Consider the following 26,693-nt stretch of genomic DNA (forward strand, 5'->3'; position numbering starts at 1 on the left):
GCCGCTCCGCCGACGGAAGCTACGCTTCCGTCGGGATCGGCACGCCGGGGACTTCCTTCGCGGTCCGGAACACCATCATCGACTTCACGTGGCTGACATTGGGGGCCGAGGTGAGGCGGGTCGTCAGGAACTTCTGATAGTCGTCCCAGGTCTCCGCCACGATCTTGAGCAGGAAGTCGGCTTCGCCGGCCAGCATGTGGCACTCGCGGACCTCGTCCCAATTGGCGATCAGCGCCTCGAACGACTTGAGGTCGGCCTCGGCCTGACTGTTCAGTCCCACGAGGGCGAACACGGACACGCTGTAGCCCAGTGCCTCGGGGCTCAATTCCGCATGGTAGCCCTTGATGATCCCGGCGCGTTCCAGCGCGCGCACGCGGCGCAGACAGGGCGGCGCCGAAATGCCGGCCCGTTCGGCCAGCTCCACATTGGTCATGCGTCCATTGGATTGCAGGTCGCTGAGAATTCGCCGGTCAATTCGATCGAGCTTGGCCCGAGCCATCAGTATTCCTCCGTTGGGCGCGGTCTATGCCAGAACCATGCCGAGCCAGCAATAAAGTTGCGAGGATTCGCCAATTGTCTGTGAACAATTGCGTGTGAAATCCACATCTAGCCGTGCAACTCGGGGGAGGTTTGCATATATGTCGAAGATATGCGGTTGGCGGGATGCGGAGCGGACATGGCAGAAACTCACCGAAGCAAGGTAATGATCCTGGGCTCCGGCCCGGCTGGCTACACGGCGGCCATCTATGCCGCCCGCGCCAGTCTGAAGCCCATGCTTGTGCAGGGCATTCAGCCGGGCGGCCAGCTCACGATCACGACCGACGTCGAGAATTATCCGGGCTTTGCCGACGTCATCCAGGGCCCGTGGCTCATGGAACAGATGCAGAAGCAGGCCGAACATGTCGGCACGCAGATGTTCTTCGACACGATCGTGGAGGTCGACGTGACGCGGCGGCCGTTCGTCTGCCTGGGCGATTCCGGCGATCGCTACGAGGCTGATTCCCTCATCATCGCCACCGGCGCCACGGCAAAGTGGCTGGGCCTGCCCAGCGAGGAAACCTACCGCGGAGGTGGCGTGTCGGCCTGCGCGACCTGCGACGGCTTCTTCTTCCGAAACAAGGAAGTGATCGTGGTCGGCGGCGGCAATACCGCGGTCGAGGAGGCGCTCTACCTGACCCACCATGCGTCCAAGGTGACGCTGGTCCATCGCCGCGACAGTTTCCGCGCGGAGCGAATCCTGCAGGATCGCCTTTTCAAGAACCCCAAGGTCAGCGTCATCTGGGACAACGTCGTCGACGAGGTGCTCGGCGAGAAGATGCCGGCGCCGGTCGTGACCGGCGCGCGCCTGCGCAACGTCAAGACGGGCGTGGTGCAGGACGTCAAGGCCGATGGGTTCTTCGTGGCGATCGGTCATTCGCCCAATACTGAGCTGTTCAAGGGCAAGCTCGAGATGGACGGCGAGGGCTACCTGATCACCCGGCCGGATTCGACGGCGACCAACATCGAGGGGGTCTACGCGGCGGGCGACGTGCAGGACAAGGTCTTCCGGCAGGCGGTAACGGCGGCGGGAACGGGCTGCATGGCCGCGCTCGAGGCCGAGAAGTGGCTGGCGGGACAGGAGGCGCGCCACGCTGAGGCGGCCGAGTAAGCGGCAGGCGTGGACAGGGGAGGAATGAAATGGACTGGGACAAGCTGCGGATATTCCAGGCCGTGGCGGATGCCGGCAGCTTCACGCATGCGGGCGAATCGCTGAAGCTCAGCCAGTCGGCGATCTCGCGCCAGATCGGCGCGCTCGAGGAGCAGCTTGGAGTCATGCTGTTCCATCGCCATGCGCGTGGCCTCATCCTGACGGAGCAGGGCGAGCTGCTCTACCGAACGGCGCGCGACATGGCCGCCAAGGTCAACACCGCCGAGGCGCTGCTGCGCGCCAACCAGGACAAGCCCGCCGGGCGCCTCAAGATCCACGCGACGGTCGGGTTCGGCTCGACCTGGCTCACCGCCCAGATGCACGAGTTCATCGCGCTCTATCCCGAGATCGACGTCAGCCTCGTCCTGTCCGACAACGAACTCGACCTCGGCATGCGCGAGGCCGACGTGGCGATCCGCATGGTCATGCCGCGCCAGCCCGGGTTGGTGCAGCGCCACCTGCTGACCGTCCGCAGTCACGTCTATGCCTCGCACGACTATGTGCAGAAGTACGGCAAGCCCACGACGATCGACGAACTCGACCAGCACCGTCTGATCATCTTCGGCGAGGACGCGCGCGCGCCGGTTCAGGACGTGAACTGGCTGCTTCGCGAAGGAAACCCCGACCAGAACCCCAGGCTGGTGGTTCTCCGGGTGAACAACACCTACGGCATCTTCCGCGCCGTGGAGTCCGGGCTCGGTATTGCCTCTCTGCCGGATTACCTGGCCCGTGAATCGACCAAGATCGAGATGCTTCTGCCCGACCTCAATGTCCGGACGACGGATGTCTATTTCACCTATCCGGAAGAGTTGCGGCATTCCAAGCGCATCGCCGTATTCCGGGATTTCTTGCTGCGGAAGGTCGCGGAGACACGCTTCTGAGCTTTGAGGTCTGCAGGATTGCATAGTCGGTGAAAGGCATGCGCACGCCGCATGCCAGTGTCCAAAACTTCACCACTACCAATCCTCTCCATGAGGCATAGGTTGGATGCAGGTTTTCGATACGACCGGTTTTGGCTGATCGATTCGAAACTCGGGATCCTCATGATCCCACGTCTCCCAGACGTGAAGCCTCCCTGTTTGACTCGCCGGGCCCTTGGGCCCGGCGTTTTTTTTGCGTCGCGGCAAGGCGTCGGACTCTCCATATGTGGGTCGATGTGCCGCTGAGAGGCTGCGCCCCTGATTTAACCTATCGATTGATATGGTGTCGCGAATGCCCATATATAGCGAGGAGAGTGTAGCCGAATATGTTTTCTGAGATCAGACAAGGAATCCTTCCGCTCGCCCTGCGCAAGATCATGCGCCTGGGCGATCTGGAGCGTGCCGGACTTCTGATCGAGTCGTTGGCCAAGCACTGGCGGGACAGCAAGCCCTTCGAGTTGCTGATCATCGCCCCCGATCGCGATGCCGACCTGTTGCGCTCGAACCTGCCGCGCTTTCCCAACATCGAAGTGACCGTGCGCCGCGAGGGTGACTTTTTCCCGGCTTTCAGCTCGTTCTACTGGCTGACCGGTTGGTACCGGCAACAGATCGTCAAATTGCACGTACCGGCGGTGCTGGGCTTCGGAGGCTTCTTCACACTTGATTCCGACGTCTGTTGCGTCGGCGACTTCGATTCGCGCACGTTCGTGAAATATGACCGGGCCCTGTCCCGGTGGGAGCCCAAGCAGCACCACGACTGGTGGCAAAGCGCGTCGGAGGTGATCGGCATTCCCTACGATGCGAGATCGCACGGTCTCTCGGTCACGCCGAACATCCTGCACGGCGACCTGGCGCGGCAGACTCTGGAGCGGCTCCGCGGCTCCCGGCTGAGCGCGATGACCGCCCTGCTGCTGTGGAAGGCCCGCAAGCCGCTGCAGGTGCCTTGGACCGAATATTCACTCTACACCAGCACGGCGGAGATCAACGGCACGCTCTACGATTATCACGCCGAGTGGGACACCTGTTACACCTCCGACGTCCAGCTGTTCTCGGAACGGTCGTGCGTCTGGGGCGCCGATGATTTCGAAAGACTGGTCCGGCTGCCCAATGGTACCGACCCGGGCGGCAAGTTCATCATCGTGCAGAGCCACGCGCGCATCCCGTTGCAGCAGGTGCGGGACTACTGCCTGAGCTTCGCCGGCTAGATCTTTCCGTTGTGTTCGCCGATCTTCGGCGCGGTTTCCATCCCGCCGGCCCGCTTGCCGTCGAGGCTGAGCGGCAGGCCGTGGAACAGGGCGTTCGAACCGGCATAGGGCTGCATGAACATCGCCAGCGCCGCCACCTGCGCCAGCTCCATCACCTGGGGCACGGTGTTCAGCGGCCCGTTCGGCACACCCAGCGCGTCGAGCTTGGCCGCCCAATGCGACCGGGGGTGCTCCTTCATGATGTCGGCGATCATACCCAGCAGCAGCTCGCGCCGCTCGGCGCGCCGGACGTTGGTCCTGAAACGCTCCTCGTCCGGCCATTCGGGATGGCCCAGCGCTTCGGCGAACTTGCGCCAGAGCCGGTCGTTGCCCGGGCAGATCATCAGCGGCCCGTCGCTGCACTCGAATGCCTGATAGGGCGTCAGCGATGGATGACCGGTCCCCTGGCGCGGCGGCATCCTGCCGGTCACCGACCATCCCGCGACATGGTTCGAGGCCCACATCAGGCCGCTCTCGAACAGCGAGGTGTTTACCAGGCTGCCCTGGCCGGTGGCCGTGCGCCTGGCCAGCGCCGCCAGCACGCCGATCGCCGTCCACATGCCGGTCGACAGGTCGATGATCGAGACGCCGATGCGCGCCCCCGGGCCGGTCGGGTCGCCATTGAGCGAGATCAGGCCGGCGACGGCCTGGATGATCGGCTCGTAGCCGGGCCGGTCCTTCCAGGGGCCGGCATGGCCGAAGGCCCCGAGGTCGGCATAGATCAGGCGCGGGAAGCGCTTGGTCAGTGTCGCGCCGTCGAAGCCGAATTTGGCCGGCACGTCGGCGCGCAGATTGTGCACGAAGATGTCGGCGGCTCCGATCCGTTCGATCAACACCTCGCGCTGCGCCGGATCCGCGAGGTCGCAGGTGATCGACTTCTTGCCCCGGTTGAGCGCGATGAAGCCCGTCGCATCGCCCTCGACGAAGGGAGGGCCCCATTTGCGCGCATCGTCGCCCTCGGGTCGCTCGACCTTGATCACCTCGGCGCCGAGGAAGGCCAGGATCTGACCGCAATAGGGGCCGGCCAGGTTCTGGCCGAATTCCACGACCTTGATGCCCGCAAGTGGGCCGGAAGGAGCGCTCATCGCAGGTTGCTCCCCAGGATCTCGCGCGCGATCACCATGCGCTGCACCTCGCTCGGGCCTTCGCCAACCCGGCGAATGCGCATCTCGCGGTACCAGCGTTCCAGGGGCAGGTCCTTGGTCATGCCCATGCCGCCATGGATCTGCATCGAGCGGTCGACGACCCTGCCGCCGCCTTCCGACGCGGTGAGCTTGGCGATCGAAGCCTCGATCTTGAAGGGCAGGCCACGCCGCGCCTTCTCCGCCGCCTCCAGCGTGAAGTGCCTCGCCGTGCGGATGTCGATCTCGTTGTCGACCAGCATCCACTGCACGGCCTGTCGGTTGGCGAGCTTCTCGCCGAAGGTCGTGCGCATCTTGGCCCACTCGATCGCCATTTCATGCGCGGCGATCGCGACGCCGATGCAGCCCGCGGCATAGGGGATGCGCTGGCGCGTCAGGCGGTCGTTGGCGACCGCGAAGCCTTTGTTCACCTCGCCCAGCACCTGATGGTCGGAGACCCAGCAGTCCTTGAACTCGAGCTCGGTTGCGTAGTGCGAGGAGCGCAGCGTGTGCACGACGCGGCGCACGTGGAAGCCCGGCGTGTCGCTGTCGATGATGAAGCAGGTGATGCCGGCGCGTCCCTTCGACGAATCGGTCCGCGCGAAGACGATGCCGTACTGCGCGCGATCGGCGTTCGAAATGAAGATCTTGGCGCCGTTCAGCACCCAGCCATTGTCCTTGCGTTCGGCTTTCGTCTGGATGGCGCGCGCCGGATCGCTGCCGCCGGACGGCTCAGTGAGGCCGAAGAACGCCTTCTTCTCGCCGCGCAGGGTCGGATAGAGGTAGCGCTCCTTCTGATCCTCGTTGGCCTCGAAGATCTGCGCCAGGCCCGCGCCGCCGAAGGTGCCGTAGCAGGGCACATAGAGGCCGGCGCGATGCTGCGCCATCTCGATGGCCAGCAGCACACGGGTCACGATGTCGATGTCGGGGCCGCCATATTCCTTGGGGATGTCGATGCCGAACAGGCCCATCGCCTTGGTCTTCTCGACCAGCCGCGCGTGATCGGCGGGATCGAGCTCCGACGCGTCGGGATCGAGCTTCGCTTCGAGCGGGATGATCTCCTCGCGCACGAAGCGCCGGACCTGGTCGATCAGCATCTGCTGTTCTGCGGAGGGCTCGAAATCCATCTCTGCCTCTTCAGCTCGGGCTCAGCCGGCCAAGGTTTGGCGGCGGGTTCTTGGCGTTGTCCGGCGGCAGGCCGCCATGGTCTGCCTGATGCACCATCAACAGTTCGAACCAGCGTGTGCGGTACTGCTGGTTCACTTCGACCCGGAACTTGTGGTCGGGGCCCCGTTCGGCGAGCTCGCGCTGCAATTCGCTGCGGAGCCCGAACGGCGCGCGCGCGCCGGCCTGGCCGATATAGAGGAGGGTGCCCGCGGCGTCGGCGACCTGGTAGATGCCGAGCTGGCCCGGCAGGCGGGCAATCTCTTCGGCGGTCAGGGGCCGCCACGGCTTGTCGAGGCGGAGCCTGATCGACATGGTCTAGCGCCCCTGGAACTTCGCGGTGCGCTTCTCCAGCCGCGCCTTCATGCCTTCCTGCGCGTCCTGGCTCTTCATCGCCGCCTGCACCAGCGCGTCGACATCGTCGTGCTGGATGCCGTCGCGGAACTCGAGCTGCTTCACCGTGAGCGCCTTCATGGCCTTGAGCGACAGCGGCGCATTGGCCGCCAGCCGGTCGACGACCTTCGAGGCCTCGGCCTCGAGCTGGTCGGGCGGCACGCAGCGGGCGATCAGGCCCAGCGCATGCAGCTTGGTCGACGGCAGCGGATCGCCCAGCAGCAGCATCTCGCGGGTCGTGACCGGCCCCAGCACTTCCATCAGCTTCTTGGCCAGGAACCAGTTGGGGGCGAGGCCGACCTGGGCCAGCGACATGCCGAAACGCGCCTTCTGGCTGGCCACGACGATATCGCAATGGAGTGCCAGCTCGTTGCCGCCGGCGATGGCGTCGCCATGGACGACCGCGACGACCGGCAGCGGGCAGAGCTCGACCGCGCGCAACATGACCTCGATGCCGCTGGCACTGCCGCCGCCGATGGTCTCGCGCCGCTCCGCCATGTCGAGGCCGGCGCAGAACACGTCGCCCTTGCCGCGGATCACCACGACACGGTCGTCGGCCGCGACCGGCTCCTGCAACGCCTCGATCATCTCGCGCATCAGCTCGCTGTCGAGCGCGTTGCGCTTCTCCGGCCGGTTCATCCAGATGGTTTTGACCGGGCCGCTCTTCTCGATGATGACCTTGTTCATGGCGCTCACTCCGGCTCGATGCCGGCGGCCTTGATCTCCTTGGTCCACCAGGCCGTCTCGCTCTTCACATAGGCCGCGAACTCGTCGAGCGCGAGCGGGGCGATCTCCATGCGGCCCTGCGTCATCGCCTTGGCGGTGGCCGGATCCTTCAGCGCCTCGGCGATCGCGTCGGCCAGGACCTTCTGGACATCCTTCGGCGTTGCGGCCGGCGCGAACACGGCCAGCCAGTAGACCAGCGAATAGCCCGGCACGGCTTCGGCGATCGCGGGCAGGTCGGGCGTGACCGTCGTGCGCTTGGGGCCGGTGGTCGCCAGCCCCCGCACGCGGCCGGCCTCGATCTGGGTCAGCGCCTGCGGCAGGTCGGGGAACATCACCTGGACCTGACCCGACGCCACGTCGCCCAGCGCCTGCGGACTGGCCTTGTAGGGCACGCGCTCGATCTTCGTGCCGGCGAGCTGATTGAACATTTCGCCCGAGAGGCGCTGCGAGGCGCTGGCTTCGGCGTAGTTGAGCTTGCCGGGGTTCTTCTTGGCGTAGTCCACCAGCTCGACGGTCGTCTTCACCGGCAGGTCGTTGTTCACGACCAGCGCGTTGACGCCCATCACGCAGCGCATGATCGGCGCGAAGTCCTTCTCGATGTCGTAGCTCAGCTTCTTGAACAGGGCGCCGTTGGCGGCATTCGTCGTGTTGGTGCCCATCATCAGCGTGTAGCCGTCGGCCGGTGCGGTGGCGACGGTGGAGGCACCGAGCTGCCCGCTGGCGCCCGGCTTGTTCTCGATGACGATCGGCTGCTTCAGGATCTCCTGCAGCTTGGCGCCGAGGCCGCGCGCCGTGAGGTCGGTGGCGCTGCCGGCCGCGAAGGGCACGACGATCTTGATCGGCTTGTTGGGATAGGCCTGGGCGAAGGCGGCCCTGGGCAGCGAACCTGCGGCCAGTGCGGCGGCGCCCGCCAGGGTCGTACGACGGTTGAGCTTCACGTTTCCTCCCGAGGCCTCGTTCGGCCGGGTTCCGTTTTAGCGGCCCGGCGCGACGAGGCAAAGGAGGGCGGGCTACATGAACAGCTTTTCCGCCTTGCGGTTGGTGTACAGCCCGGCCACGAACTCGGCATAACCGTTGTAGAGCAGGGTCGGGATGCGCTGATCGCTGCCCAGCGGCTTCTCGGTGGCCTGGCTCCAGCGCGGATGGGCCACCTCGGGGTTCACGTTGGCCCAGAAGCCGTATTCGCTGGATTGCAGCCCTTCCCAGAAGGTCTTGGGCTTCTTGTCGGTGAACTCGACACTGACGATCGACTTCACGTTCTTGAACCCGTACTTCCACGGCGCCACGAGACGCAGCGGCGCGCCGTTCTGCTTGGGCATCGGCTTGCCGTAGAGACCGGTCGCGATGAAGGCCAGGTCGTTCATCGCCTCGTCCATGGCCAGCCCTTCGGTGTAGGGCCAGGGATAGAGGAGGTCGCGCTGTTCGCGCATCACCGAAGGCCTGGACAGGGTCTTCATCACGATGAACTTGGCGCTGCTCAGCGGCTTGCACAGTTCGACCAGCGAGCGCACCGGGAAGCCCGTCCAGGGCACGATCATCGACCAGGTCTCGACGCAGCGGTGGCGATAGACGCGCTCCTCGAGCTGCACCTTCGCCAGCAGGTCGTCGATGCCGATCTCGAAGGGCTTTTCGACCATGCCGTCGACCTTGATGGTCCACGGACGCACGTCGAGCTTCTGGGCGTCGCGCCAGATGCTCTTGTCAGTGCCGAATTCGTAGAAGTTGTTGTAGGTGGTGGCCAGTTTCTCGGCCGTCATGGGGGTCGGCACGCCATATTTGTCGTTGCGCTTGGCCGGGTACAGGCCGGCGGACGGATCGGCCGACTTGTCCTGCGCCATCGCCCCACCGGGCAGCGCCAGCGATGCCGCCCCCAGTCCCGCCACGAGCCCCATGGACCGCACCATCTCGCGCCGGTTGAGATAGTGGCTCTCCGGCGTCGCCTTCGACTCCGGCAGTTCCCAGCCTCGCGTGCGCTTGATCAGCATGATCCGACTCCTGTTACGCTCTGCCTCTAGATGGCGCTTGGGCGACGGTCCGGCAAATCAACCCTGCTCACTGCGCCGTGACGCGACCCGCGGGCTCATGGCTGCGAACTGGTCACATCCAGCAGGGTCGGCCACATGACGTCGCGCCAGGCACTGTTGCCGACGGCGGTGAAGGTGATCTGTCCACCCTGAATGAGGAAGAAGCGAGGCGTCTCGGCGCCCTGTTCGACGCCGACCTGGCTCATCAGGAAGGCGTCGAGGACCCAGCGCAGATCCGCGGGCCAGCTCGCGGGCTTCAGCAGGAGCGCCGGCGTATTCGGGAACACGACGCGATAGTCGATCTTCTGGAAGACCGGAGCCTGCTTGAAGAGCGGCTCCCACTGCGTGCGCCAGATCCTGCAGGCCTCCGACGTCTCGTCGCCGGCGAAGATCAGGATGGGCTTGGCGCTCGGCGCCGTTCCCTGGGCGGCCGCGGTGCGCGACAGGATCGCCGCGGCGGCCGACGACAGTCCGCCCGCGATCGCGATACGTCTCTTGAACATCCAGTATGTCTCCCCCTCGTGGATGGCTCCCACGAGGGCAATATGCTGCATCGTCGCCCGGCCGGAAACTACGCCTTGGTGGCGGTCACTTCCTGGATCATCGGCCACATCTTGTCCTTCCAGCCACCGTTGCCGGTGACGGTGAGGACGATCTTGCCATCCTGAAACAGGATGAAGCGTGGCGTGGCGTTGGGGCTCTTCTTGCCCTCGTCGCTTGCGAGGAACGCTGCCCGGATGGGCCTTGCCGGCGCGGGCCAGCTGTCTTCGACCATCACGAGGTCCGCATTGGCCGGATGGACGACTTGATAGTCCATCTTCTTGAAAGCGGCCGACTTGAGGAAATCAGGCTCGGACTGGGCACGCCAGATCTTGCAGCCGCCTCAAAGCTCGTGGCCGACGAACACCAGCGTCGGGCGCCCAGACTGGGCATTCGCGACGCGGGTCAGTGACGATGCGGCAGCCGTCACCAGGCCACCCACCATCAGAGACCGTCTGTTGAACATGAACGACACTCCCGTGGAACCATTCCACAGGGCGAATATGAGAGACCGGGCCTCGGCGGAGAAGGGCTGCCGGCCCGGCCTCACTGCCTTGTGACCCGGGCGGATGACCGCCGTCAGGCGGCCTGACGCTTCTTCGTCTCCTCGACGATGCGTTCGGCGGTCCGCCCAGCCAGCTCCTGAAGATGGTCGAACTCTGTCCGGAAGCTGCCGATGCCCTGCGTCACGGACCGGATCTCGACGATCATGTCGGCGATCTCGGCCTCTGGCATCAGGGCCGAGACCTCGTCCCATCCCGGCCAGTCGGGCCGCGCGTCATACCCCAGCAGCTGCCCGCGCCGACCCGAGATCAGCCGTTGCAGCCGCGGTGTCGATTCGGAGGGGCCGGCGACCGTGACCCGCAGGATGGGTTCGAGCAGGACCGGCTTGCACTTGGGCATGGCCTCGCTCATGGCGATGCGCGCGGCCATCCTGAACGACATCTCGGAACTGTCGACGGCGTGATACTGGCCGTCGAACAGCGTCACTTCGAGATCGACGACGGGTTGGCCGAGGGGCCCTTCCCTGAGGTAGTCGATCACGCCCTCTTCGACAGCGGGGATGAAGTTGCGGGGCACCACACCGCCCACGATCCGGTCGACGAAGCGGAAGCCCGAACCGCGCGGCAGCGGCTTGATCTCGATCTTGATGTCGGCGAACTGCCCGTGGCCTCCGGTCTGGCGCTTGTAGCGCGCATGCTGCTGCGTGCCGGCCTGGATGGTCTCGCGATAGGCGACGCGTGTCGCCGCCGTCTCGACGGCGACGTTGTAGCGGCCGGCGAGCTTGTCGATCGCGACCTTGAGATGCATCTCCCCCTGGCCTTTGAGCAGCAGCTCGTGAGTCTCGCCACGCGCCTCGAAGGATAGCGACGGATCCTCCTCGACCAGCTTCTGCAGGGCACCGGAGAGCTTCACCTCGTCGTTCCGGTTCCGGGCGGAGAGGGCAAGGCCGAAGACCGGTGAGTCGGCCGGGGGGAAATCCGCCGAGCCCGTGATCCCCGAAGGGCTGAGCGTCTGTCCGGACGACAAGGCCTCGATCTTGGCCAAGGCCACGATCTCGCCGGCGCGCGCCTCGGCGATCTTGTCGACCCTCTGCCCGAACGGCCGCAGGATCGTGCCGACACGATGTCCGCCGACCGACTGCCCTTCGGCCAGCGTGCCGGACCAGATCCGGCAAAGCGAAAGCTTACCCGCATGGCTCTGATGCAGGACCTTGAAGCACTCGGCCGTCGACATGCCGTCCGAGCGCAACGAGCGCCGCCTCGCCGTCATCTCGACGGTCGGTGTGTCGTGGCGCAGTGCCTTCAGAAGCCGCCGCACGCCGTTTTCGCGATCGCCGGCACCCAGCAGGACGGGCACGATCTGGTCGGTGCAGAACTCTTCGTGCAGGTCACGATAAATCAGCGACTTCTCCGGCGCGACATCCTCGATGAGCTGTTCCAGGAGCGTGTCGTCGAACTCCGAGAGCGTCTCCAGCATCTCGCGTCGCGCCTCGGCCTCGCGCGGCAACAGCTCGGCCGGCATCTCGATCAGGTCGGACGCGCCGCTGCTCCGGTAGCGATAGGCTCGCTCGCTCACGAGATCGACATAGCCCACCGTCTCCTCGCTGCCGTCGGCGGCCGCGCGGCGGATCGGAACCTGCCGCAGCACCAGCTTGCGCCGCGACACCGACTGCAGCGCCGCCAGCAGGTCGCGGATGCGGATCTCGGCGGAATCGATCTTGTTGACGAAGATGATGTGCGGGATGTGCCGGTCCTCGATGAATTTGAGGAGCGGCGTCAGCGCCATCACGCGCTCGGCCGAAGGCTCGCAAACCACGACGGCCGCGTCGCATACCGCCAGGCCCGCGAAGGCGTCGTTCTGGAATTCGATCGAGCCCGGCACGTCGAGGAACGTCCACTGGTCGCCGAGATAGTCGACCGAGGCCACGTTGATTTCCGTGCCCATGTTTCGCTTGCGAGACTCGGCAGCGCCGTCGCCGATGGACGTGCCGGCGCGCGTTGAGCCGCGACGGCCGATGGCCCCGGTTGCGTACAGAATGCTTTCGAGCAGGCTGGTCTTGCCCGACAGATACGGCCCGCACAGCGCCACGACGCGGTGTGCGCCGCTGCCTGGTCTGCCGCCGGTGATTGTCTCCGTCTTGAACTCGCCCATGACAACGTCCTCCTTCTTCGCAAAAGCGTAGAAGCCCCGGACGGCGTTTCCGGCAGGACGGGCAGCCCCAGCGTCCGCAATACGGTCGCTCTCACTCAACTCTCGGCCGGCCGACGGACGCGGAGACCATCCGCGACGCCGCGATCGGAGCGAAGCCCTTTGTCGAGGGAAATGCTTTCACTCCGACTGGTGCGAGTCAATGCGCGCGCCGGGGATGAATTTGTTATAGGTAGGGATCTTGGATCGACGCACCGTCCAGGGACGTGCCTCCATGCGGAGCGTCATTGGCGTTCTTGTCGAGGCCCGGCCGTGAATTCGAACGATGTAAGTCTGGTGGCGTCCCGGTTCGTGGCGCTGGTTGCGGGTGTGCTGCTGTTATGGGCGCCGGGGGTCGGGGCGCATACGTCGGTTGCCAAACTCGGGGTAGTCGTCAGCCGCAGCGGCGCTTTCGAGGCCGCGTACGGCAAGCCGTTTCTGGACAGTGTCCGCCTGGCCGTCGATGAGGCCAATGCGAGCGGCGCCGAACCGCGTATCGAACTCGAAATCCAGGACGATCAGAGCACCGAGGCGGGCGCCCGTGAGGCGGCGGCGCGTATCGGCGCCAGTACGGCGGTGGTGGCGGTGGGGCCGGTCCTGTCCGTCCTTGCCCTTCCGGCAGGTCCGGTCTTCGCCCAGGCGGGTATCCCGGCGATCATCTCGACTGCCGGAAGCGATCTCGTCACCGAAAACCGAACGTCCTTCCAGACCGTGTTCCGCAACAGCGATCTGGGCGAATCGGTCGCCGATTACCTTCGTTATGCCCTCGGAGGCGCCCGCGCCGCCGTCATCTTCGCGGACAACGGTTATGGACGTACCATCGCGGATGGCTTCAGGCGTGGGGCGGAGCGGCTGGGGCTGGCCGCGACCTATTACCCCTTCAAGACCGCGGAAGAACGGGACGAGGCGGTGCGTTCGGTGGCAGCCGATCCTGGCAAGCCCGCGATCGTACTTGCTGCGCTCGATGCGGATGCTGCTCCCGTCATGGTGGGATTGCGGCGTGCGGGTGTGGCTGCGCCGGTGCTTGGCCCCGGCGTGCTGAGCGATGCCTCCTTCTTCGCACGATTCAATGACCTGCCCGAGGAACGCCGGGAACCGGGCTTCTTCACCAAAGATCTTTACCTCGCGACGCCGGCCATCCTCGACAGTGCCAATGCCGATACGCTCGCGTTCATCGAGCGCTACAGAGCCCGCTTCGGTCAGGAAGCATCGATCTCGTGGTTGTCGGTGCAGGCCTATGATGCGGCCCGGCTCGCCATCGCGGCCATTCGGTCAGCCGTCGCCGGAAAGAGTGCCTCCGATCTTCGCGCTCGTCGGGAAGCGGCGTTCACCTACCTCTCATCCCTCGATGGTCCGACCCGTGCCGTCGCCGGACTGCTGGGGCCGATATGGTTCACGCCCGAGCGGGGCCGTTCGCTCGCGATCAGGATGGGCCGGTTCGGCAGGGGAGGTTTGTTCGAATCGGCCCCGATACAACTCGTGCCGGTTTCTTCTGCGCCCGCCGAAGAGATTGCCGCGGGCCAGCTCGTCGAAATCGGTCCAGGCCGCTACGCGCGCCGGCAACAGGTCGTGTACACCGGCATTTACCTGAACGAGATTACGCGCATCGACGTCGCCCAATCGATGTTCACGGCCGACTTTTACGTCTGGATGCGCTTCGCGCGCGGCATCGGCTCAGCGGACGGCGATCCCGCCCAGTTCGAGTTTCCCGACATGGTCCGAGGCAACTTTGCCAGTTCGAGGCCGGCTGCCCAGCGCGACCTCGGCGACGGGACGACCTATCGCTTGTGGCGGATCAGCGGTGACTTCAAGAACGACTTCGACCTGCGGCGATACCCGGCAGATCGTCAGGAACTCGAGATTCGCTTCTTCAATGCCCGCGCCGCCAGCGATCGCATGGTCTACGTGCGCGACCGTAGCGCGTTCGAAGGCGCCGATGCGGGATCTGGCGCCGGAAACGCCTTCGGTGGCGCTGCGGCACCCAACGCGTTCCGAAACCTGACGCAATGGCAGGCGCTTCGCGTGGCCGAGGTGCGGGAGATACTGGTGTCCCGGTCGGGCCTCGGCGATCCGGGGCTGGTCGGCTTCGATCGCATGCGCGAACTGTCGGGCTTCGCCATGCGGATCGAAGTGGTGCGCGACATCGGCACCACGCTCATCAAGACCCTCCTGCCGGTTGGCCTGATGACCTTGATCCTGTTCGCGACGCTGTATTTCCCGCCGGCGCTGGCGGGCGCCAAAGTCACGGTCGCGATCACCGCGGGGCTTTCCGGCGCGGTGCTGCTGTCTTCGATCAATTCGCAGCTCGGCAACGTCGGGTACGTGATCGCCGTCGAATACGGCTTCTACGTCTTCTTCGGGCTCTGCCTGGTCTGCATCATCACGGCGCTCGTGGGAGAGAAGTGGCGGCTGGACGGCCGGTCGACGCTGGTCGTCGACCGTACCGGCCGTGCCCTGTTCGCCCTGGGCTTCGCGGGCACCATCGCCGCCGCCTGCATCGCCTTTGCATGGTGGCGATGAAGGGGGGCGGCTCGCCTTTCGGTCCGGACTGCTTCAGCTCAGCGCGGCGCAGGCGCGCTGGATCCGGCGGCCCGCTTCCTCGAGCAGTTCCGTCGCCGTGGCGTAGGAGATGCGGAAGGCCGGGCCCTGGCCGAAGGCCGAACCCTGCACGACCGAGAGACCTTCGGCTTCGAGCAGGTAGTTCACGAAGTCGGTGTCGTCCTTGATCACCTTGCCGTCCGGCGTCTTCTTGCCGATCAGGCCGGCGCAGGAAGGGTAGACGTAGAAGGCACCTTCGGGGCGCGGGCACTTGATGCCGTTGCTCTGGTTCAGCATCGACACGATGAGATCGCGGCGCTGCTTGAAGATCGCGACGTTCTTCGGGATGAAGTCGGTCGGGCCGTTCAGCGCGGCCACGGCGGCGGCCTGGCTGATCGAGCTGGCGTTCGACGTGCTCTGCGACTGCACCGTGATCATGGCGTTGATCAGGTCCTGCGGACCGGCCGCGTAGCCGATGCGCCAGCCGGTCATGCTGTAGGCCTTCGACACGCCGTTCATCGTCAGCGTGCGGTCGTACAGCTTCGGCTCGACCTGGGCCGGCGTGAAGAACTCGAAGTCGTCGTAGACGAGCTTCTCGTACATGTCGTCGGTGAGGATGTAGACGTGCGGATGCTTCAGCAGCACGTCGCACAACCCCCGCAGGTCGGCCTTGGAGTAGGCGGCACCGGTCGGATTGCTGGGCGAGTTGAGGATGATCCACTTGGTCTTGGGCGTGATGGCGCGGTCGAGATCCTGCGGCGTCAGCTTGAAGCCGTTCTCTTCCCTGCACTGCACGATGACGGGCGTGCCGTCGCCGAACATCACCATCTCAGGGTACGAGACCCAGTACGGCGCGGGCACGATGACCTCGTCGCCCGGGTTCAGCGTCGCCAGCATGGCGTTGAAGATGATCTGCTTGCCGCCCGAGGTGACGACGGTCTGGCTCGGCTTGTAGTCGAGGCCGTGGTCGCGCTTCATCTTGGCGACGATCGCCTGGCGGAGCGCCGGCGTTCCCGGCACGGCGGTGTACTTGGTGTCGTTGTTGCGGATCGCCTGGATCGCCGCTTCCTTGATGTGATCGGGCGTCGGCATGTCCGGCTCGCCGGCCGCCAGACCGATCACGTCTTTGCCCGCCGCTTTCATCTCCAGGAACTTGCCCTGCGCGGCATTGGTCGGAGACGGCTTGATGCGGCTGAGACGATCGGCGATGAAAGCCATGACGAATATGCCTCCTTCAGGCATTTTTATGAGCGGCGCGAAGCTAGTCGCGACGCCGGGTTTCCGCAAGGCGACGACCCGTATTTATCGTCGGGCGCGCCGTACCGGCGCTAGGGCAAAGAGGGTGAGATGAAGTTCCTGCTGGTTCCGCTGCGGTTCCTCATCTCGCCGGTCTTCATCGCGGCGGTGAACCTGATGATCCTGTTTCCGATGGTTCTGTCCATCGCCGATATCGTGCAGAGCGTGAACCGGCACATCGATACCCATGAGCCGGTCACGATCGCCTCCACGATCGCGCTGATCATGATCGGCTGGGGCGTGGCGCTGGAGGAGCGAGGCGTGATTCGCAAGCGGTTCGGCGTGTCCGGCGGCGCGGACGAGGAGCGGCAGGTGCAGATCGACGAGATGTGCCATGAATACGGGGTGGCCCAGCTCGTCCTCGGTCTGTTCGCCGAAATTGCGGTGGCGATGATCAGCCTGCCGGATCGCATCGTGAACACGATCGGCTACGAACACACGCTGCTGACCGTTTCGGTCATTCTCATCTCGATCGGCGCGCTCATTCAGCTTCGGCACATCTTCGTGCTGATCGCCTCGCTCTGGCGCCGCAAGAACGTCCGGGAGAGGCCCGCCTAGTCGACCAGGCGGACCGAGCAGTCGACGGTCATCTTGGCATCGCCGAAGCCGACGCGGCGTCCGCTGACCGGAGCGGCATCGCGATAGTCCAGGCCCACGGCAACACGCAGGCTGTCGCCGCGCGGGCTGATGCCATTGGCGGGGTCGAACCCCACCCATTCCAGTCCCGGCACCCAGGCTTCCGCCCAGGAATGGCTGGTCCGGCCGACATGCATTTCCGGGTCGTCGTTGCGCAGATAGCCGCTGACGTAGCGTGCCGGCACGCCGAGGCGGCGGCAGCAGGCGATGAAGATGTGGGCCTCGTCCTGCGCCACGCCGGCGCCCCGGGTCAGTGCCTCGGCGGCCGTCGTGTCCACGGTCGACACGCCGGTCTTGTAGGCCACGCGCGCCGAGATTCGCTCCATCAGCTCATGCAGGACAGCGACCCGCCGCGCGGGATCCGCGGCACGGTCGGCGAGTCCCTGGATCACCGGATCGAAGTTCGCATCGTGGCGTGCAAGGCCCGTGTTGCGTAGCCAGAAGGGCGCCGGCAGGGTGGGCTCCTCGACATAGCGCAGCCACTGGTCGGTGCCGCTGTATTCGTAGACGCCCTGCACGACGATTTCGACGCTATCGTGCTGCTGGGCGACCGAGAAGGTCGCGACCTGGTTGCCGTGCCCATCCTTCCATTCCGACTTCTTGCCCGGGCCGTCGATGTGCCAGGACACGATGCGTTGCGCGGCGGCGGGCTTGGGGGTGAGGCGCACGTCGTGGATCGAATGTCCGGACGGCTGGTCGAACTGGAAACGCGTGGCGTGGTGGACGGAGAAACGCATGGCTTTGCTCAATCCAGGAGGAACTGTCGGCCGATTTCGTCCGACAGGGTGCCGATGTCGCCGCGCAGTTCCCCGAGGAACTTGGCCAGGCCGATCTCGAAGACCTTGTCGATGCGTGCGTAGCGCAACCGGGCGTGCAGCTCGCCGGCCAGCCGGTCCGCCTCGCCGCGCGTGCCGTAGGCATCGGCCAGTTCGCGCATGTTGAGGTCGACCATCCAGAGGCAATGGTGCACCGATCGCGGCACATCGCGCCGCAGCATCATCAGCTCCGCCACTTTCATGGGGTTGAGCGAGCTGCGATAGATGCGCCGGTAGGTGCGCACGGCGCCGACACAGGCCAGCAGCTCCGACCAGGCGAAATAGTCGAGCCCCTCGGCGCTGGGATTGCCGTCGGGCCGCAGCAGGTGGAACTTCACGTCCAGGATGCGGCCGGTATTGTCGGCCCGCTCGAGGAAGGCGCCGAGCTGCAGGAAGTTGTTGGCCTCGTCGCGCAGCAGCGTCACCTGCGCCGCGCCGAAGATCATCACCGCCTGCTTCTTCACCGTCTCGATCAGTGCACCGCGATCGAGGTTCGCGCGATTGCTGCGCAGGCGGGCGCTGAGTTCCAGCCACAGCGCGTTCAGGCTCTCCCAGACATCGACCGTGATGTTGTTGCGCTCTTCGCGGGCATTGCGGCGTGCCGCACCGATCGAATTGACGATGGAGGAGGGGTTGTTCTCGTCGATCACGAGGAAGTCGATCAGGCTGGCGAGGCGTTCGCCCTGGGCCTGGCTCTGGCGGAATTCGTCTTCCATACCGAAGATCGCCGCGACGCCGGCGGCCTCCTCGCCGCGTGACTGCAGGGCCATGCGCTGGGTCGCCTCGATCAGCCGCGCCGTCGACTTGGCGCGCTGCAGGTAGCGACCCATCCAGTAGAGATTCTTGGCGGTACTGCTCAGCATGGGTGGGGCCTACCTGTCGTCCGCCTGGTCGGGCGCCAGGACCCAGGTGTCCTTGGTGCCGCCGCCCTGGCTCGAATTGACGACGAGGGAGCCTTCCTTGAGGGCGACGCGCGTGAGGCCGCCCGGCACGATGGTGATCTTCTTGCCGGAGAGGACGAAGGGGCGCAGATCGACGTGACGCGGCGCGACGCCCCGGCTGACGAAGGTGGGACAGGTCGACAGCGCCAGAGTCGGCTGGGCGATATAGTTGTCCGGCCGTGCCTTCAGCAGCGCCGTGAATTCCTCGATCTCGGCCTTGCTCGAGGTCGGGCCGACCAGCATGCCCTTGCCGCCCGAGCCGTGGACTTCCTTCACCACGATCTCGGAGAGGTGCTCCAGCACGTACTTGTAGTCGTCGGCCCGGTCGCATCGCCAGGTCGGCACGTTCTGCAGGATCGGCTCCTCGCCGAGATAGAAGCGCACCATCTCGGGGACGTAGGTGTAGGTCGATTTGTCGTCGGCCACGCCGTTGCCCAGCGCATTGACGATGTTGACGCGGCCGGCCCGCAGGGCGCCCAGCAGACCCGCGACGCCCAGGAACGAATCGGGTCGCATCGCCAGCGGGTCGAGATACGCGTCGTCGACGCGGCGGTAGATCACGTCCACTCTCTGCGGTCCGCGCGGGGTACGCATGTAGACCCGGCTCTCGTCGACGAACAGGTCGGAACCCTTCACCAGCTCGATGCCCATCTCGTCGGCGAGGAACGCGTGCTCGAAATAGGCGCTGTTGTAGTGTCCCGGCGTCAGCAGCACGACGTTGGGCTCATGGCCGTCGCTGAACGACACGGAGCGCAGCGTTGCCAGCAGCTCCTCCGAATAGTCGGCCACCGGCAGGACGCTCATCGCGGCGAACAGCTCGGGCGCCAGCCGCATCATCACTTCACGGTTCTCGAGGACGTAGGAGACGCCCGACGGCGTGCGCACATTGTCTTCGAGGACGTAGAAGTCCTTCTCGCCCACGCGAACGAGATCGATGCCGGCAATATGGGCATGGACGCCGCCGGGCAGTTGCAGCCCCTGCGCCATCGCAACGAACTCGCCGTTCATCAGGATCTGTTCTTCGGGGATGATGCCGGCGCGGCAGATTTCCCGCTGGCCGTAGGCATCGCTCAGGAAGGCGTTGAGGGCGCGCACGCGCTGCGACAGGCCCTTGTGCAGGAACTGCCACTCGTCATACGCGATGACGCGCGGAATGATGTCGAACGGGATCGTCGTCTCGGACCCCTCGGCCGCCCCATAGGCGCCGAAGGTGATTCCGTGCCGGCGGTAGAAGAGATCGACCTCGGTGCGCGTCGCCTCCAACCGTTCGGGCGAGGTCCGCGCGAGCCAGTCGGCGACACCGCGATAGGGCACCCGGATCGAACCGTCGGTGCCCGAATTCATCTCATCGAATACCTTGGCGGCCATCCGGCATTTCACCCCCTGTCAAAGCACCATATAAGCAATCGACGGGCCAACAAAGTGCCCGTGTCATGGGACGGAGGCGCGGCATGAAGCAGGTGCTGATCGATCGCTACGGAACGCCTTGGGACGTGGCCCGCTGTGCGGATGTTCCCGACGTGGGCCCGCCGGCGCCCGACGAGGTCGTTTTCGACGTGCTGGCCTTCCCGATCAATCCGGCCGACATGTGGTTCTGCAAGGGCAGCTACCGGCTGAAGCCACCGCTGCCCGCAACGCCCGGCGCGGAATGCGTCGGCCGGGTCTCGGCAGTCGGATCGGCCGTGAAGCATGTCCAACCGGGCGATCTCGTCATCAATCTCCAGCGCGAAAACTGGACGCAGAAGCGCCGGGTGAAGGGGGACGACGCGATTCCGCTGCCGGCCGGCATCGACCTGCGGCAGGCCGCGATGGTGCGCATCAACCCGCCGACGGCGCGGCTCATGCTGTCCGACTTCGTCGATCTCGCCGCCGGCGAATGGGTCATCCAGAACGTCGCCAATTCGGCGGTCGGGCGGCTGCTGATCGTGCAGGCCCATCAGCGTGGGCTGCGCACCGTCAACGTGGTGCGACGGGCCGAGCTCGCAGACGAGCTGAAGGCGCTGGGCGCCGACGTCGTGCTGGTCGACGGCGACGGTCTCGCCGACCGCGTCGCCGGGGCGACCGGCAACGCGGCGATCCGGCTGGGCATCGAGGCGATCGGCGGTGCCGCCACGGGGCGTATCGTCGACTGCGTCGCGACCGAGGGCACCGTGGTGCATTACGGGTCGATGAGCGGCGAGGATCCCAAGGTGGGACGCAGCAACCTCATTTACCGCGGCATCAAGCTGACCGGGTTCATGCTGGGGCGGGGCCTTGCCAAGCGCGACGCCGCGAAGATCCGGGAAATCTATGCGGAATTGGCGGCGCAGGTCGTGGCCGGCACGCTTTACGCTCCGGTGGACACCGTCTATCCGATCGAGAAGATCAAGGAGGCGCTGGCGCATGCCGACAAGGGCGGGCGCAACGGCAAGATCCTGGTGGCACCGAACGGCGCGATTTGAACGAGGGAGATGGGCAATGAATTCCGACTTGGCGGCAATCGAGAAGGTCCTGCAGGTCTATTTCGACGGCCTGTACGAGGGCGATACCAAGAAGCTGGGGGAAGCCTTCCACCCCGCCTCGCACCTCTACAGCGCAGGTCCCGACGGCAAGGCCGCGGACATGCCGCGCGCCGACTGGTTCAAGATGGTCGAGAGCCGCAAGTCGGCGAAGGAGAGCGGCAGCGAGCGGCGCGACCGCATCGTTTCGATCGACTTTTCCGGCCCGGCGACGGCCTTCGCCAAAGTGGAGTGCCAGATCCCGCCGCGCTATTTCACGGACTATCTGACGCTTCTAAAAGTAGAAGGCCGTTGGCAAGTGATTGCCAAGGCCTTCCACACGGTTACCAAGTAGACGACTGAACAGGGCGCGAGGAGCCTAGCTCTTCGCGTCCGCCGCGACCTGGACCTTGATCATCTTGTCCGCCGGCGCGGAAACGGCGCCCGAGCCCGGCGCGCCCTTCTTGATCTTGTCCACGAACTCCATGCCGGACGTGACCTTGCCCCAGACGGTGTACTGGCCGTCGAGGAAGTTCGAGTCCTTGAAGACGATGAAGAACTGGCTGCGGGCGCTGTTCGGATCGTTGGTGCGGGCCATCGAGACCGAGCCGCGGCTGTGCGGTTCCTTGGAGAACTCGGCCTTGAGCGTCTCGCCCATGCCGCCGGTGCCGGTGCCCGTCGGGTCGCCGGTCTGGGCCATGAAGCCGTCGATCACGCGGTGGAACACGACGCCGTCGTACTTGCCCTCGCGCGCCAGCTTCTTGATCTGGGCGACGTGGTTGGGGGCGAGGTCCGGACGCATCTCGATGACGACCCGGCCGTCCTTGAGGTCGATGTAGAGGGTATTTTCCTTATCCATGGCGGAGGCTGCTCCTGCGAACATGAGAATGACGGCAAGGACGGGCGTCAGAATGGCGAGCCGCATGACGTTTTCCTTTGGCGAATCCGCGGTCTTGCCGCGGCCGGCGGGACCTTAATGGCCGGTCTCCGAAAGACAAGCGGCAACTTCGGGGCGAGGGGACGGTTCCCTGGAGGCCGGGCCTGGCCTCCGGCGGCCCGGATTTCCCCAGCTGCGCCGACGGCTGCGACCGGCCGCCACATACCGACGAGGGCGGAAAACCCGTTACCACCCATGGCTATATCTGGTACTAACCCGTTTGAAATGCGGGGGATTTTGCGGGTCGGAAAACCGCTGGATCTGAACCGCCGAGGGGACGGATGCATGGTCGTTAAGCGCGTATTGGGCGTCGTTGGACTGGTGGCGGCAATGGCCGGCTTCGGCTTGGCTGCGCCGGCTCAGGCGCAGAAAGTCATCGGCGTGCCGCATGATTGGCAGCTGAACTTCCCGCCGCCGTACACGCCGATCATGGAGCGGGTTGAATCTCTGCATGACCTGCTGCTGGTCATCATCACCGCGATTTGTATCTTCGTGCTGCTGCTGCTGGTTTACGCCGTGTGGCGCTTCCATGCCGGTCGCAACCCGACGCCGACGGCGGTGACCCATCATACGGGGCTCGAGATCGCCTGGACGATCCTTCCGATCCTGGTCCTCGTGGTGATCGCGATCCCGTCCTTCCGTCTGCTCTATTACAGCGACAAGGCGACCGACGCGGCGATGACGGTCAAGATCACCGGCCACCAGTGGTACTGGTCCTACAACTACCCCGACCAGGGCGATTTCACGGTCGAGAGCCGCATGCTGAGCGAGGCGGACCGCGCCAAGACCAAGCCGCAGGTTCCGCGCCTGCTGGCGGTCGACGAGGAAATGGTGATCCCGGCCAACACCGTTGTGCGTATCATCGGCACCGCCGAGGGCGGCAGCATGCACGGCTGGACGGTTCCGGGCTTCGGCATCAAGAAGACGGTGATCCCCGGCCGCCTCAACGAGGGCTGGATCAGCGTCAAGGAAGAGGGCCTCTATTTCGGTCAGTGCTCGCAGATCTGCGGCCAGAACCACAGCTTCATGCCGATCGGCATTCGCGTGGTCTCCCAGGCCGACTTCGACAAATGGGTGGCGGACAAGAAGAAGGCTGCCGGGCTCGCGCCCGCGACCGACGTCGCTTCCGCCACCACTCCCGCCAACCGCTAAGCGCTTCTCCGCAGGAGATCAAGAATGGCCACCGCGCACGGCGCCGCCCACGACCACAATGCCCACGGGCATGACGACCATCACACGCCGACCGGCATCAAGCGGTGGCTGTACAGCACCAACCACAAGGACATCGGCACGATGTACCTTGTGTTCTCGATCTTCGCGGCGCTGATCGGCGCGGGTTTCTCCGTCTACATGCGGCTCGAGCTGATGCAGCCGGGCGTGCAGTACTTCAACGGCCAGGACGGCACGCCGGACGGCCATTTCTGGAACACGATCGTGACGGCGCACGGCCTGATCATGGTGTTCTTCGTGGTCATGCCCGGACTGATCGGCGGCTTCGGCAACTGGTTCGTGCCCCTGATGATCGGCGCGCCCGACATGGCGTTCCCGCGCATGAACAACATCAGCTTCTGGCTGCTGCCGCCGGCCTTCATCCTGCTCCTGATGTCGGCCCTGATCGGCGGCGGCGTGGGCACCGGCTGGACGATCTATCCGCCGCTCACGCTCAACCAGGGCGCCGGCATGGATCTGGCGATCTTCTCGCTGCACATCGCGGGCGCCTCGTCGATCCTGGGTGCCATCAATTTCATCACGACCATCCTGAACATGCGCGCGCCGGGCATGACGCTGCACCGCATGCCGCTGTTCGCCTGGTCGGTCCTGGTCACCGCGTTCCTGCTGCTGCTGGCGCTGCCGGTCCTCGCCGGCGCCATCACGATGCTGCTGACCGACCGCAACTTCGGTACCTCGTTCTTCAAGGCCGAGGGCGGTGGTGATCCGACCCTGTTCCTGAACCTGTTCTGGTTCTTCGGTCATCCCGAAGTCTACATCATGATCCTGCCGGCCTTCGGCATCATCAGCCACATCATCTCGACCTTCGCCCGCAAGCCGATCTTCGGTTACCTCGGCATGGCCTACGCGATGGTGGCGATCGGCGTCGTCGGCTTCGTCGTGTGGGCGCACCACATGTACACGGTCGGTCTGGACGTCGACACGCGTGCCTATTTCGTGGCCGCGACCATGGTGATCGCGGTGCCGACGGGCGTGAAGATCTTCTCGTGGATCGCCACCATGTGGGGCGGCTCGATCCGCCTCACCATCCCGATGCTGTGGGCGATCGGCTTCATCTTCCTGTTCACCGTCGGCGGCGTGACGGGCGTGGTGCTGGCCAATGCCGGTGTCGACTACTCGCTGCACAACACCTACTACGTGATCGCGCACTTCCACTATGTGCTGTCGCTCGGCGCGGTGTTCGGCATGTTCGCCGGCTTCTACTACTGGATCGGCAAGATGTCGGGCCGGCAGTATCCGGAGTGGGCGGCGCAGATCCACTTCTGGGTCACCTTCGTCGCCGTCAACCTGACGTTCTTCCCGATGCATTTCTCGGGACTGGCCGGCATGCCGCGCCACTACGTCGACTATCCCGACGCGATGTCGCACTGGAACTACCTCTCCTCGATCGGCGCGTTCATGTCGTTCGGCGCGACCCTGTTCTGGCTCGTCTTCGTGGTCTTCGGCACCCTGATGTTCGGCCGCAAGGTCGGTGCGAACTACTGGGGCGAGGGGGCAACGACCCTGGAATGGACGGTTTCCTCGCCGCCGCCGTTCCACACGTTCGAGGAACTGCCGCACATCTCGCCGACGGCAAACCACTAGGAACGGAGCGGAGGCGCCCCAAGAAGGCGCCTTCGCCTTGAAAGGCACATGAGCGACACCGCGCACACTTTCACGGGCAGCATCGAGGGAACCGCCGCGCCTGCGCGCGTGCGCGACTACATCGACCTGCTGAAGCCGCGCGTGATGTCGCTGGTGGTCTTCACCGGCTGGATCGGCGTGGTGATCGCGCCGGTCCACATCCACCCGTTCAAGGCGGCGCTGGCGGTCCTGGCGATCGCCCTCGGCTCGGGCGCGGCCGGTGCCATCAACATGTGGTACGAGCGCGACCTCGACGCGCTGATGGCCCGCACGCGCAACCGCCCGCTGCCGGCCGGTCGCGTCGCGCCGGACGATGCGCTGGGTCTCGGCGTGCTGCTGTCGATCTTCTCAGTGCTGCTGATGGCGGTATCGACGAACCTCGTGGCGGCCGCGCTGCTCACGGCGGCGATCCTGTTCTACGTTTTCATCTACACGATCTGGCTGAAGCGCCGGACGCCGCAGAACATCGTGATCGGCGGTGCGGCCGGTGCCTTCCCGCCGATGATCGGCTGGGCCGCGGCGACCGGCGACGTGTCCGCCGTCGGGATCGCGCTCTTCCTGCTGGTCTTCCTCTGGACCCCGCCGCATTTCTGGGCGCTCGCCCTCTATCGCAGCGAAGACTATCGCCGGGCCGGCGTGCCGATGCTGCCGGTGGTGGCCGGGCCGCGCGAGACCAAGCGTCAGATGGTGATCTACACGCTGCTGCTGCTGCCGGTCGCCCTGGCGCCGACGCTGCTGGGCGCCGTCGGCTGGCTCTATGGTTCGGTCGCGCTGGCGCTCAGCCTCGGCTTCATCGGCCACGCGATTGGCGTTTGGCGGACGGCGGACGACGATACGGCCTTCGGCGCGGCGCGAAAGATGTTTCGCTATTCGCTGATCTATCTCGCCGCCCTGTTCGCGGCCCTGCCGGTCGATCTGGTCGTGAGCCGGATCGCGGGATGAGCGCGGCCATGGCACAGGACCGTCGACCGGGCGATACCGACATGCACCGCCGCCAGCGCGGCAAGAACCTGTTCATCGCGGGTTTCCTCATCCTGCTCGCGGCCCTGTTCTTCGCCCTGACGATCGTGCGCATGGGAGGCTACGGATGACGGACGACACGCCCGACACCGCCGCCAAGAACAAGCGGCTGGCGCGACGACTGTTCCTCGTGACGGCGGGCATGGGCGGCTTCGCCTATGCCTCGGCGCCGCTCTACGACCTCTTCTGCCGCACCACCGGCTTCGGCGGCACGCCGGTCGTGGCGCAGTCCGGGGATCGGCCGATCCTCGACCGTACGGTCAAGGTGCGCTTCGATTCCAACGTCGATACGTCGCTGCCGTGGAAGTTCCAGCCTCTGCAGCGCGAGGTCACGGTTCGGCTGGGCGAGGAGTATCTCGCCTACTATCGCGTGACCAACCTCTCGCAGCGCCCGGCCGTCGGCACGTCGACCTACAACGTCACCCCCGAAACGGCGGGTGGTTGGTTCAACAAGCTCCAGTGCTTCTGCTTCACGGAGCAGCTGCTGCTGCCCGGGCAGTCCGTGGACATGCCTGTGATCTTCTTCGTCGATCCCGAGTTGGACAAGGATCGGCGCTACGACAACATCCGGACCATCACGCTCTCGTACACATTCTTCGAGGCGAAGACGGAACGGGCCAGGACATTGCTGGGCGGATTGCCCGGCAACGATATCGGAAAGGGTGGATGA

The 26,693-nt window shown here is 65.5% G+C and carries 28 protein-coding genes; 12 read left to right on the top strand and 16 right to left on the bottom strand.

Annotated features, from left to right (window positions below):
- Positions 1-19 precede the first annotated feature (19 nt).
- The gene (locus ACP15H_RS02040) at positions 20-499 is read right to left on the bottom strand and encodes an Lrp/AsnC family transcriptional regulator (RefSeq protein ID WP_425064561.1); all 480 of its coding nucleotides are present in this window, start codon (positions 497-499) and stop codon (positions 20-22) included.
- A 177-nt stretch (positions 500-676) separates the two neighbouring features.
- Between ACP15H_RS02040 and trxB the strand changes: the two genes are divergently transcribed.
- The 3 genes from trxB (at position 677) to ACP15H_RS02055 (ending at position 3,812) form a co-directional block, all read left to right on the top strand.
- Positions 677-1,648, top strand: a complete 972-nt coding sequence (trxB, locus tag ACP15H_RS02045; protein WP_425064562.1) for a thioredoxin-disulfide reductase — start codon at positions 677-679, stop codon at positions 1,646-1,648.
- 29 nt (positions 1,649-1,677) lie between these two features.
- On the top strand, positions 1,678-2,568 hold the full coding sequence (locus ACP15H_RS02050) for a LysR family transcriptional regulator (protein ID WP_425064563.1): 891 nt from the start codon (positions 1,678-1,680) through the stop codon (positions 2,566-2,568).
- Positions 2,569-2,933: 365 nt separating this feature from the next.
- Positions 2,934-3,812, top strand: a complete 879-nt coding sequence (locus ACP15H_RS02055; RefSeq protein ID WP_425064564.1) for a DUF6492 family protein — start codon at positions 2,934-2,936, stop codon at positions 3,810-3,812.
- Here ACP15H_RS02055 and ACP15H_RS02060 read toward each other — a convergent pair.
- From ACP15H_RS02060 to ACP15H_RS02105, 10 genes are all read right to left on the bottom strand, one after another.
- A complete protein-coding gene (locus ACP15H_RS02060; RefSeq protein ID WP_425064565.1) occupies positions 3,809-4,936 on the bottom strand; it encodes a CaiB/BaiF CoA transferase family protein in 1,128 nt (375 codons plus the stop codon). The genes ACP15H_RS02055 and ACP15H_RS02060 overlap by 4 nt on opposite strands.
- Positions 4,933-6,099 carry an acyl-CoA dehydrogenase family protein gene (locus ACP15H_RS02065; protein WP_425064566.1) on the bottom strand — a complete coding sequence of 389 codons (1,167 nt, stop codon included), beginning with the start codon at positions 6,097-6,099 and terminating at the stop codon, positions 4,933-4,935. Before ACP15H_RS02065 ends, ACP15H_RS02060 begins: the two co-directional genes overlap by 4 nt.
- A gap of 10 nt (positions 6,100-6,109) precedes the next feature.
- Positions 6,110-6,451, bottom strand: coding sequence for a DUF7508 domain-containing protein (locus ACP15H_RS02070; protein WP_425064567.1), 342 nt, complete (start codon positions 6,449-6,451; stop codon positions 6,110-6,112).
- A 3-nt stretch (positions 6,452-6,454) separates the two neighbouring features.
- On the bottom strand, positions 6,455-7,216 hold the full coding sequence (locus ACP15H_RS02075; RefSeq protein WP_425064568.1) for an enoyl-CoA hydratase/isomerase family protein: 762 nt from the start codon (positions 7,214-7,216) through the stop codon (positions 6,455-6,457).
- Between the two features lie 5 nt (positions 7,217-7,221).
- Positions 7,222-8,193, bottom strand: a complete 972-nt coding sequence (locus ACP15H_RS02080) for a Bug family tripartite tricarboxylate transporter substrate binding protein (protein ID WP_425064569.1) — start codon at positions 8,191-8,193, stop codon at positions 7,222-7,224.
- Between the two features lie 72 nt (positions 8,194-8,265).
- On the bottom strand, positions 8,266-9,240 hold the full coding sequence (msrP, locus tag ACP15H_RS02085; RefSeq protein ID WP_425064570.1) for a protein-methionine-sulfoxide reductase catalytic subunit MsrP: 975 nt from the start codon (positions 9,238-9,240) through the stop codon (positions 8,266-8,268).
- A gap of 95 nt (positions 9,241-9,335) precedes the next feature.
- Positions 9,336-9,782, bottom strand: a complete 447-nt coding sequence (locus ACP15H_RS02090) for a hypothetical protein (RefSeq protein WP_425064571.1) — start codon at positions 9,780-9,782, stop codon at positions 9,336-9,338.
- 68 nt (positions 9,783-9,850) lie between these two features.
- Positions 9,851-10,096: a hypothetical protein gene (locus ACP15H_RS02095; protein WP_425064572.1), complete on the bottom strand. Its 246-nt coding sequence runs from the start codon at positions 10,094-10,096 to the stop codon at positions 9,851-9,853.
- A 66-nt stretch (positions 10,097-10,162) separates the two neighbouring features.
- Complete coding sequence (locus ACP15H_RS02100; RefSeq protein ID WP_425064573.1) at positions 10,163-10,285, bottom strand: hypothetical protein; 123 nt, start codon at positions 10,283-10,285, stop codon at positions 10,163-10,165.
- Between the two features lie 113 nt (positions 10,286-10,398).
- Entirely contained in the window at positions 10,399-12,474 is a 2,076-nt protein-coding gene (locus ACP15H_RS02105; protein ID WP_425064574.1) for an elongation factor G, read from the bottom strand.
- A gap of 309 nt (positions 12,475-12,783) precedes the next feature.
- Between ACP15H_RS02105 and ACP15H_RS02110 the strand changes: the two genes are divergently transcribed.
- On the top strand, positions 12,784-15,030 hold the full coding sequence (locus tag ACP15H_RS02110; protein WP_425064575.1) for an ABC transporter substrate-binding protein: 2,247 nt from the start codon (positions 12,784-12,786) through the stop codon (positions 15,028-15,030).
- 33 nt (positions 15,031-15,063) lie between these two features.
- Here ACP15H_RS02110 and ACP15H_RS02115 read toward each other — a convergent pair whose 3' ends face one another.
- A complete protein-coding gene (locus ACP15H_RS02115; protein WP_425064576.1) occupies positions 15,064-16,266 on the bottom strand; it encodes a pyridoxal phosphate-dependent aminotransferase in 1,203 nt (400 codons plus the stop codon).
- Positions 16,267-16,395: 129 nt separating this feature from the next.
- Here ACP15H_RS02115 and ACP15H_RS02120 point away from each other — a divergent pair, with 129 nt between their 5' ends.
- Positions 16,396-16,902 carry a hypothetical protein gene (locus ACP15H_RS02120; RefSeq protein WP_425064577.1) on the top strand — a complete coding sequence of 169 codons (507 nt, stop codon included), beginning with the start codon at positions 16,396-16,398 and terminating at the stop codon, positions 16,900-16,902.
- Here ACP15H_RS02120 and ACP15H_RS02125 read toward each other — a convergent pair.
- The 3 genes from ACP15H_RS02125 to ACP15H_RS02135 are packed head-to-tail and all read right to left on the bottom strand — an operon-like array spanning position 16,899 to position 20,104.
- On the bottom strand, positions 16,899-17,717 hold the full coding sequence (locus ACP15H_RS02125) for a transglutaminase family protein (RefSeq protein WP_425064578.1): 819 nt from the start codon (positions 17,715-17,717) through the stop codon (positions 16,899-16,901). The two genes, ACP15H_RS02120 and ACP15H_RS02125, sit on opposite strands and share 4 nt — an antisense overlap.
- 8 nt (positions 17,718-17,725) lie before the next feature.
- Positions 17,726-18,658 (bottom strand): alpha-E domain-containing protein, encoded by a 933-nt coding sequence (locus ACP15H_RS02130; RefSeq protein ID WP_425064579.1) that lies wholly within the window; start codon positions 18,656-18,658, stop codon positions 17,726-17,728.
- 9 nt (positions 18,659-18,667) lie between these two features.
- Positions 18,668-20,104: a circularly permuted type 2 ATP-grasp protein gene (locus tag ACP15H_RS02135; protein ID WP_425064580.1), complete on the bottom strand. Its 1,437-nt coding sequence runs from the start codon at positions 20,102-20,104 to the stop codon at positions 18,668-18,670.
- Positions 20,105-20,187: 83 nt separating this feature from the next.
- On the opposite strand from ACP15H_RS02135, the gene ACP15H_RS02140 reads away from it, so the two are divergent.
- Positions 20,188-21,177, top strand: coding sequence for a zinc-dependent alcohol dehydrogenase family protein (locus ACP15H_RS02140; RefSeq protein ID WP_425064581.1), 990 nt, complete (start codon positions 20,188-20,190; stop codon positions 21,175-21,177).
- Positions 21,178-21,193: 16 nt separating this feature from the next.
- Positions 21,194-21,568, top strand: coding sequence for a nuclear transport factor 2 family protein (locus ACP15H_RS02145; protein WP_425064582.1), 375 nt, complete (start codon positions 21,194-21,196; stop codon positions 21,566-21,568).
- Between the two features lie 24 nt (positions 21,569-21,592).
- On the opposite strand, the gene ACP15H_RS02150 is transcribed toward ACP15H_RS02145, so the two are convergent.
- A complete protein-coding gene (locus tag ACP15H_RS02150; protein WP_422011781.1) occupies positions 21,593-22,072 on the bottom strand; it encodes a peptidylprolyl isomerase in 480 nt (159 codons plus the stop codon).
- A gap of 363 nt (positions 22,073-22,435) precedes the next feature.
- Between ACP15H_RS02150 and coxB the strand changes: the two genes are divergently transcribed.
- The 5 genes from coxB to ACP15H_RS02175 are packed head-to-tail and all read left to right on the top strand — an operon-like array spanning position 22,436 to position 26,693.
- Entirely contained in the window at positions 22,436-23,302 is an 867-nt protein-coding gene (coxB, locus tag ACP15H_RS02155) for a cytochrome c oxidase subunit II (RefSeq protein WP_425064583.1), read from the top strand.
- A gap of 24 nt (positions 23,303-23,326) precedes the next feature.
- Positions 23,327-24,964 (top strand): cytochrome c oxidase subunit I, encoded by a 1,638-nt coding sequence (gene ctaD / locus ACP15H_RS02160; RefSeq protein ID WP_425064584.1) that lies wholly within the window; start codon positions 23,327-23,329, stop codon positions 24,962-24,964.
- Positions 24,965-25,012: 48 nt separating this feature from the next.
- Entirely contained in the window at positions 25,013-25,945 is a 933-nt protein-coding gene (cyoE, locus tag ACP15H_RS02165; RefSeq protein ID WP_425064585.1) for a heme o synthase, read from the top strand.
- Positions 25,946-25,953: 8 nt separating this feature from the next.
- Complete coding sequence (locus ACP15H_RS02170; RefSeq protein ID WP_425064586.1) at positions 25,954-26,094, top strand: hypothetical protein; 141 nt, start codon at positions 25,954-25,956, stop codon at positions 26,092-26,094.
- Positions 26,091-26,693, top strand: coding sequence for a cytochrome c oxidase assembly protein (locus tag ACP15H_RS02175; protein WP_425064587.1), 603 nt, complete (start codon positions 26,091-26,093; stop codon positions 26,691-26,693). The genes ACP15H_RS02170 and ACP15H_RS02175 overlap by 4 nt, the downstream gene beginning before the upstream one ends.

It is taken from the genome of Reyranella sp., from assembly GCF_965249915.1.
GTDB lineage: Bacteria > Pseudomonadota > Alphaproteobacteria > Reyranellales > Reyranellaceae > Reyranella.

What these genes read in the sequence shown, in the direction of transcription:
- ACP15H_RS02040 (WP_425064561.1), bottom strand. Translation starts at nt 499, where the DNA reads ATGGCTCGGGCCAAGCTCGATCGAATTGACCGGCGAATTCTCAGCGAC.
- trxB (WP_425064562.1), top strand. Translation starts at nt 677, where the DNA reads ATGGCAGAAACTCACCGAAGCAAGGTAATGATCCTGGGCTCCGGCCCG.
- ACP15H_RS02050 (WP_425064563.1), top strand. Translation starts at nt 1,678, where the DNA reads ATGGACTGGGACAAGCTGCGGATATTCCAGGCCGTGGCGGATGCCGGC.
- ACP15H_RS02055 (WP_425064564.1), top strand. Translation starts at nt 2,934, where the DNA reads ATGTTTTCTGAGATCAGACAAGGAATCCTTCCGCTCGCCCTGCGCAAG.
- ACP15H_RS02060 (WP_425064565.1), bottom strand. Translation starts at nt 4,936, where the DNA reads ATGAGCGCTCCTTCCGGCCCACTTGCGGGCATCAAGGTCGTGGAATTC.
- ACP15H_RS02065 (WP_425064566.1), bottom strand. Translation starts at nt 6,099, where the DNA reads ATGGATTTCGAGCCCTCCGCAGAACAGCAGATGCTGATCGACCAGGTC.
- ACP15H_RS02070 (WP_425064567.1), bottom strand. Translation starts at nt 6,451, where the DNA reads ATGTCGATCAGGCTCCGCCTCGACAAGCCGTGGCGGCCCCTGACCGCC.
- ACP15H_RS02075 (WP_425064568.1), bottom strand. Translation starts at nt 7,216, where the DNA reads ATGAACAAGGTCATCATCGAGAAGAGCGGCCCGGTCAAAACCATCTGG.
- msrP (WP_425064570.1), bottom strand. Translation starts at nt 9,240, where the DNA reads ATGCTGATCAAGCGCACGCGAGGCTGGGAACTGCCGGAGTCGAAGGCG.
- ACP15H_RS02090 (WP_425064571.1), bottom strand. Translation starts at nt 9,782, where the DNA reads ATGTTCAAGAGACGTATCGCGATCGCGGGCGGACTGTCGTCGGCCGCC.
- ACP15H_RS02095 (WP_425064572.1), bottom strand. Translation starts at nt 10,096, where the DNA reads ATGGACTATCAAGTCGTCCATCCGGCCAATGCGGACCTCGTGATGGTC.
- ACP15H_RS02100 (WP_425064573.1), bottom strand. Translation starts at nt 10,285, where the DNA reads ATGTTCAACAGACGGTCTCTGATGGTGGGTGGCCTGGTGACGGCTGCC.
- ACP15H_RS02105 (WP_425064574.1), bottom strand. Translation starts at nt 12,474, where the DNA reads ATGGGCGAGTTCAAGACGGAGACAATCACCGGCGGCAGACCAGGCAGC.
- ACP15H_RS02115 (WP_425064576.1), bottom strand. Translation starts at nt 16,266, where the DNA reads ATGGCTTTCATCGCCGATCGTCTCAGCCGCATCAAGCCGTCTCCGACC.
- ACP15H_RS02120 (WP_425064577.1), top strand. Translation starts at nt 16,396, where the DNA reads ATGAAGTTCCTGCTGGTTCCGCTGCGGTTCCTCATCTCGCCGGTCTTC.
- ACP15H_RS02125 (WP_425064578.1), bottom strand. Translation starts at nt 17,717, where the DNA reads ATGCGTTTCTCCGTCCACCACGCCACGCGTTTCCAGTTCGACCAGCCG.
- ACP15H_RS02130 (WP_425064579.1), bottom strand. Translation starts at nt 18,658, where the DNA reads ATGCTGAGCAGTACCGCCAAGAATCTCTACTGGATGGGTCGCTACCTG.
- ACP15H_RS02135 (WP_425064580.1), bottom strand. Translation starts at nt 20,104, where the DNA reads ATGGCCGCCAAGGTATTCGATGAGATGAATTCGGGCACCGACGGTTCG.
- ACP15H_RS02140 (WP_425064581.1), top strand. Translation starts at nt 20,188, where the DNA reads ATGAAGCAGGTGCTGATCGATCGCTACGGAACGCCTTGGGACGTGGCC.
- ACP15H_RS02145 (WP_425064582.1), top strand. Translation starts at nt 21,194, where the DNA reads ATGAATTCCGACTTGGCGGCAATCGAGAAGGTCCTGCAGGTCTATTTC.
- ACP15H_RS02150 (WP_422011781.1), bottom strand. Translation starts at nt 22,072, where the DNA reads ATGGATAAGGAAAATACCCTCTACATCGACCTCAAGGACGGCCGGGTC.
- coxB (WP_425064583.1), top strand. Translation starts at nt 22,436, where the DNA reads ATGGTCGTTAAGCGCGTATTGGGCGTCGTTGGACTGGTGGCGGCAATG.
- ctaD (WP_425064584.1), top strand. Translation starts at nt 23,327, where the DNA reads ATGGCCACCGCGCACGGCGCCGCCCACGACCACAATGCCCACGGGCAT.
- cyoE (WP_425064585.1), top strand. Translation starts at nt 25,013, where the DNA reads ATGAGCGACACCGCGCACACTTTCACGGGCAGCATCGAGGGAACCGCC.
- ACP15H_RS02170 (WP_425064586.1), top strand. Translation starts at nt 25,954, where the DNA reads ATGGCACAGGACCGTCGACCGGGCGATACCGACATGCACCGCCGCCAG.
- ACP15H_RS02175 (WP_425064587.1), top strand. Translation starts at nt 26,091, where the DNA reads ATGACGGACGACACGCCCGACACCGCCGCCAAGAACAAGCGGCTGGCG.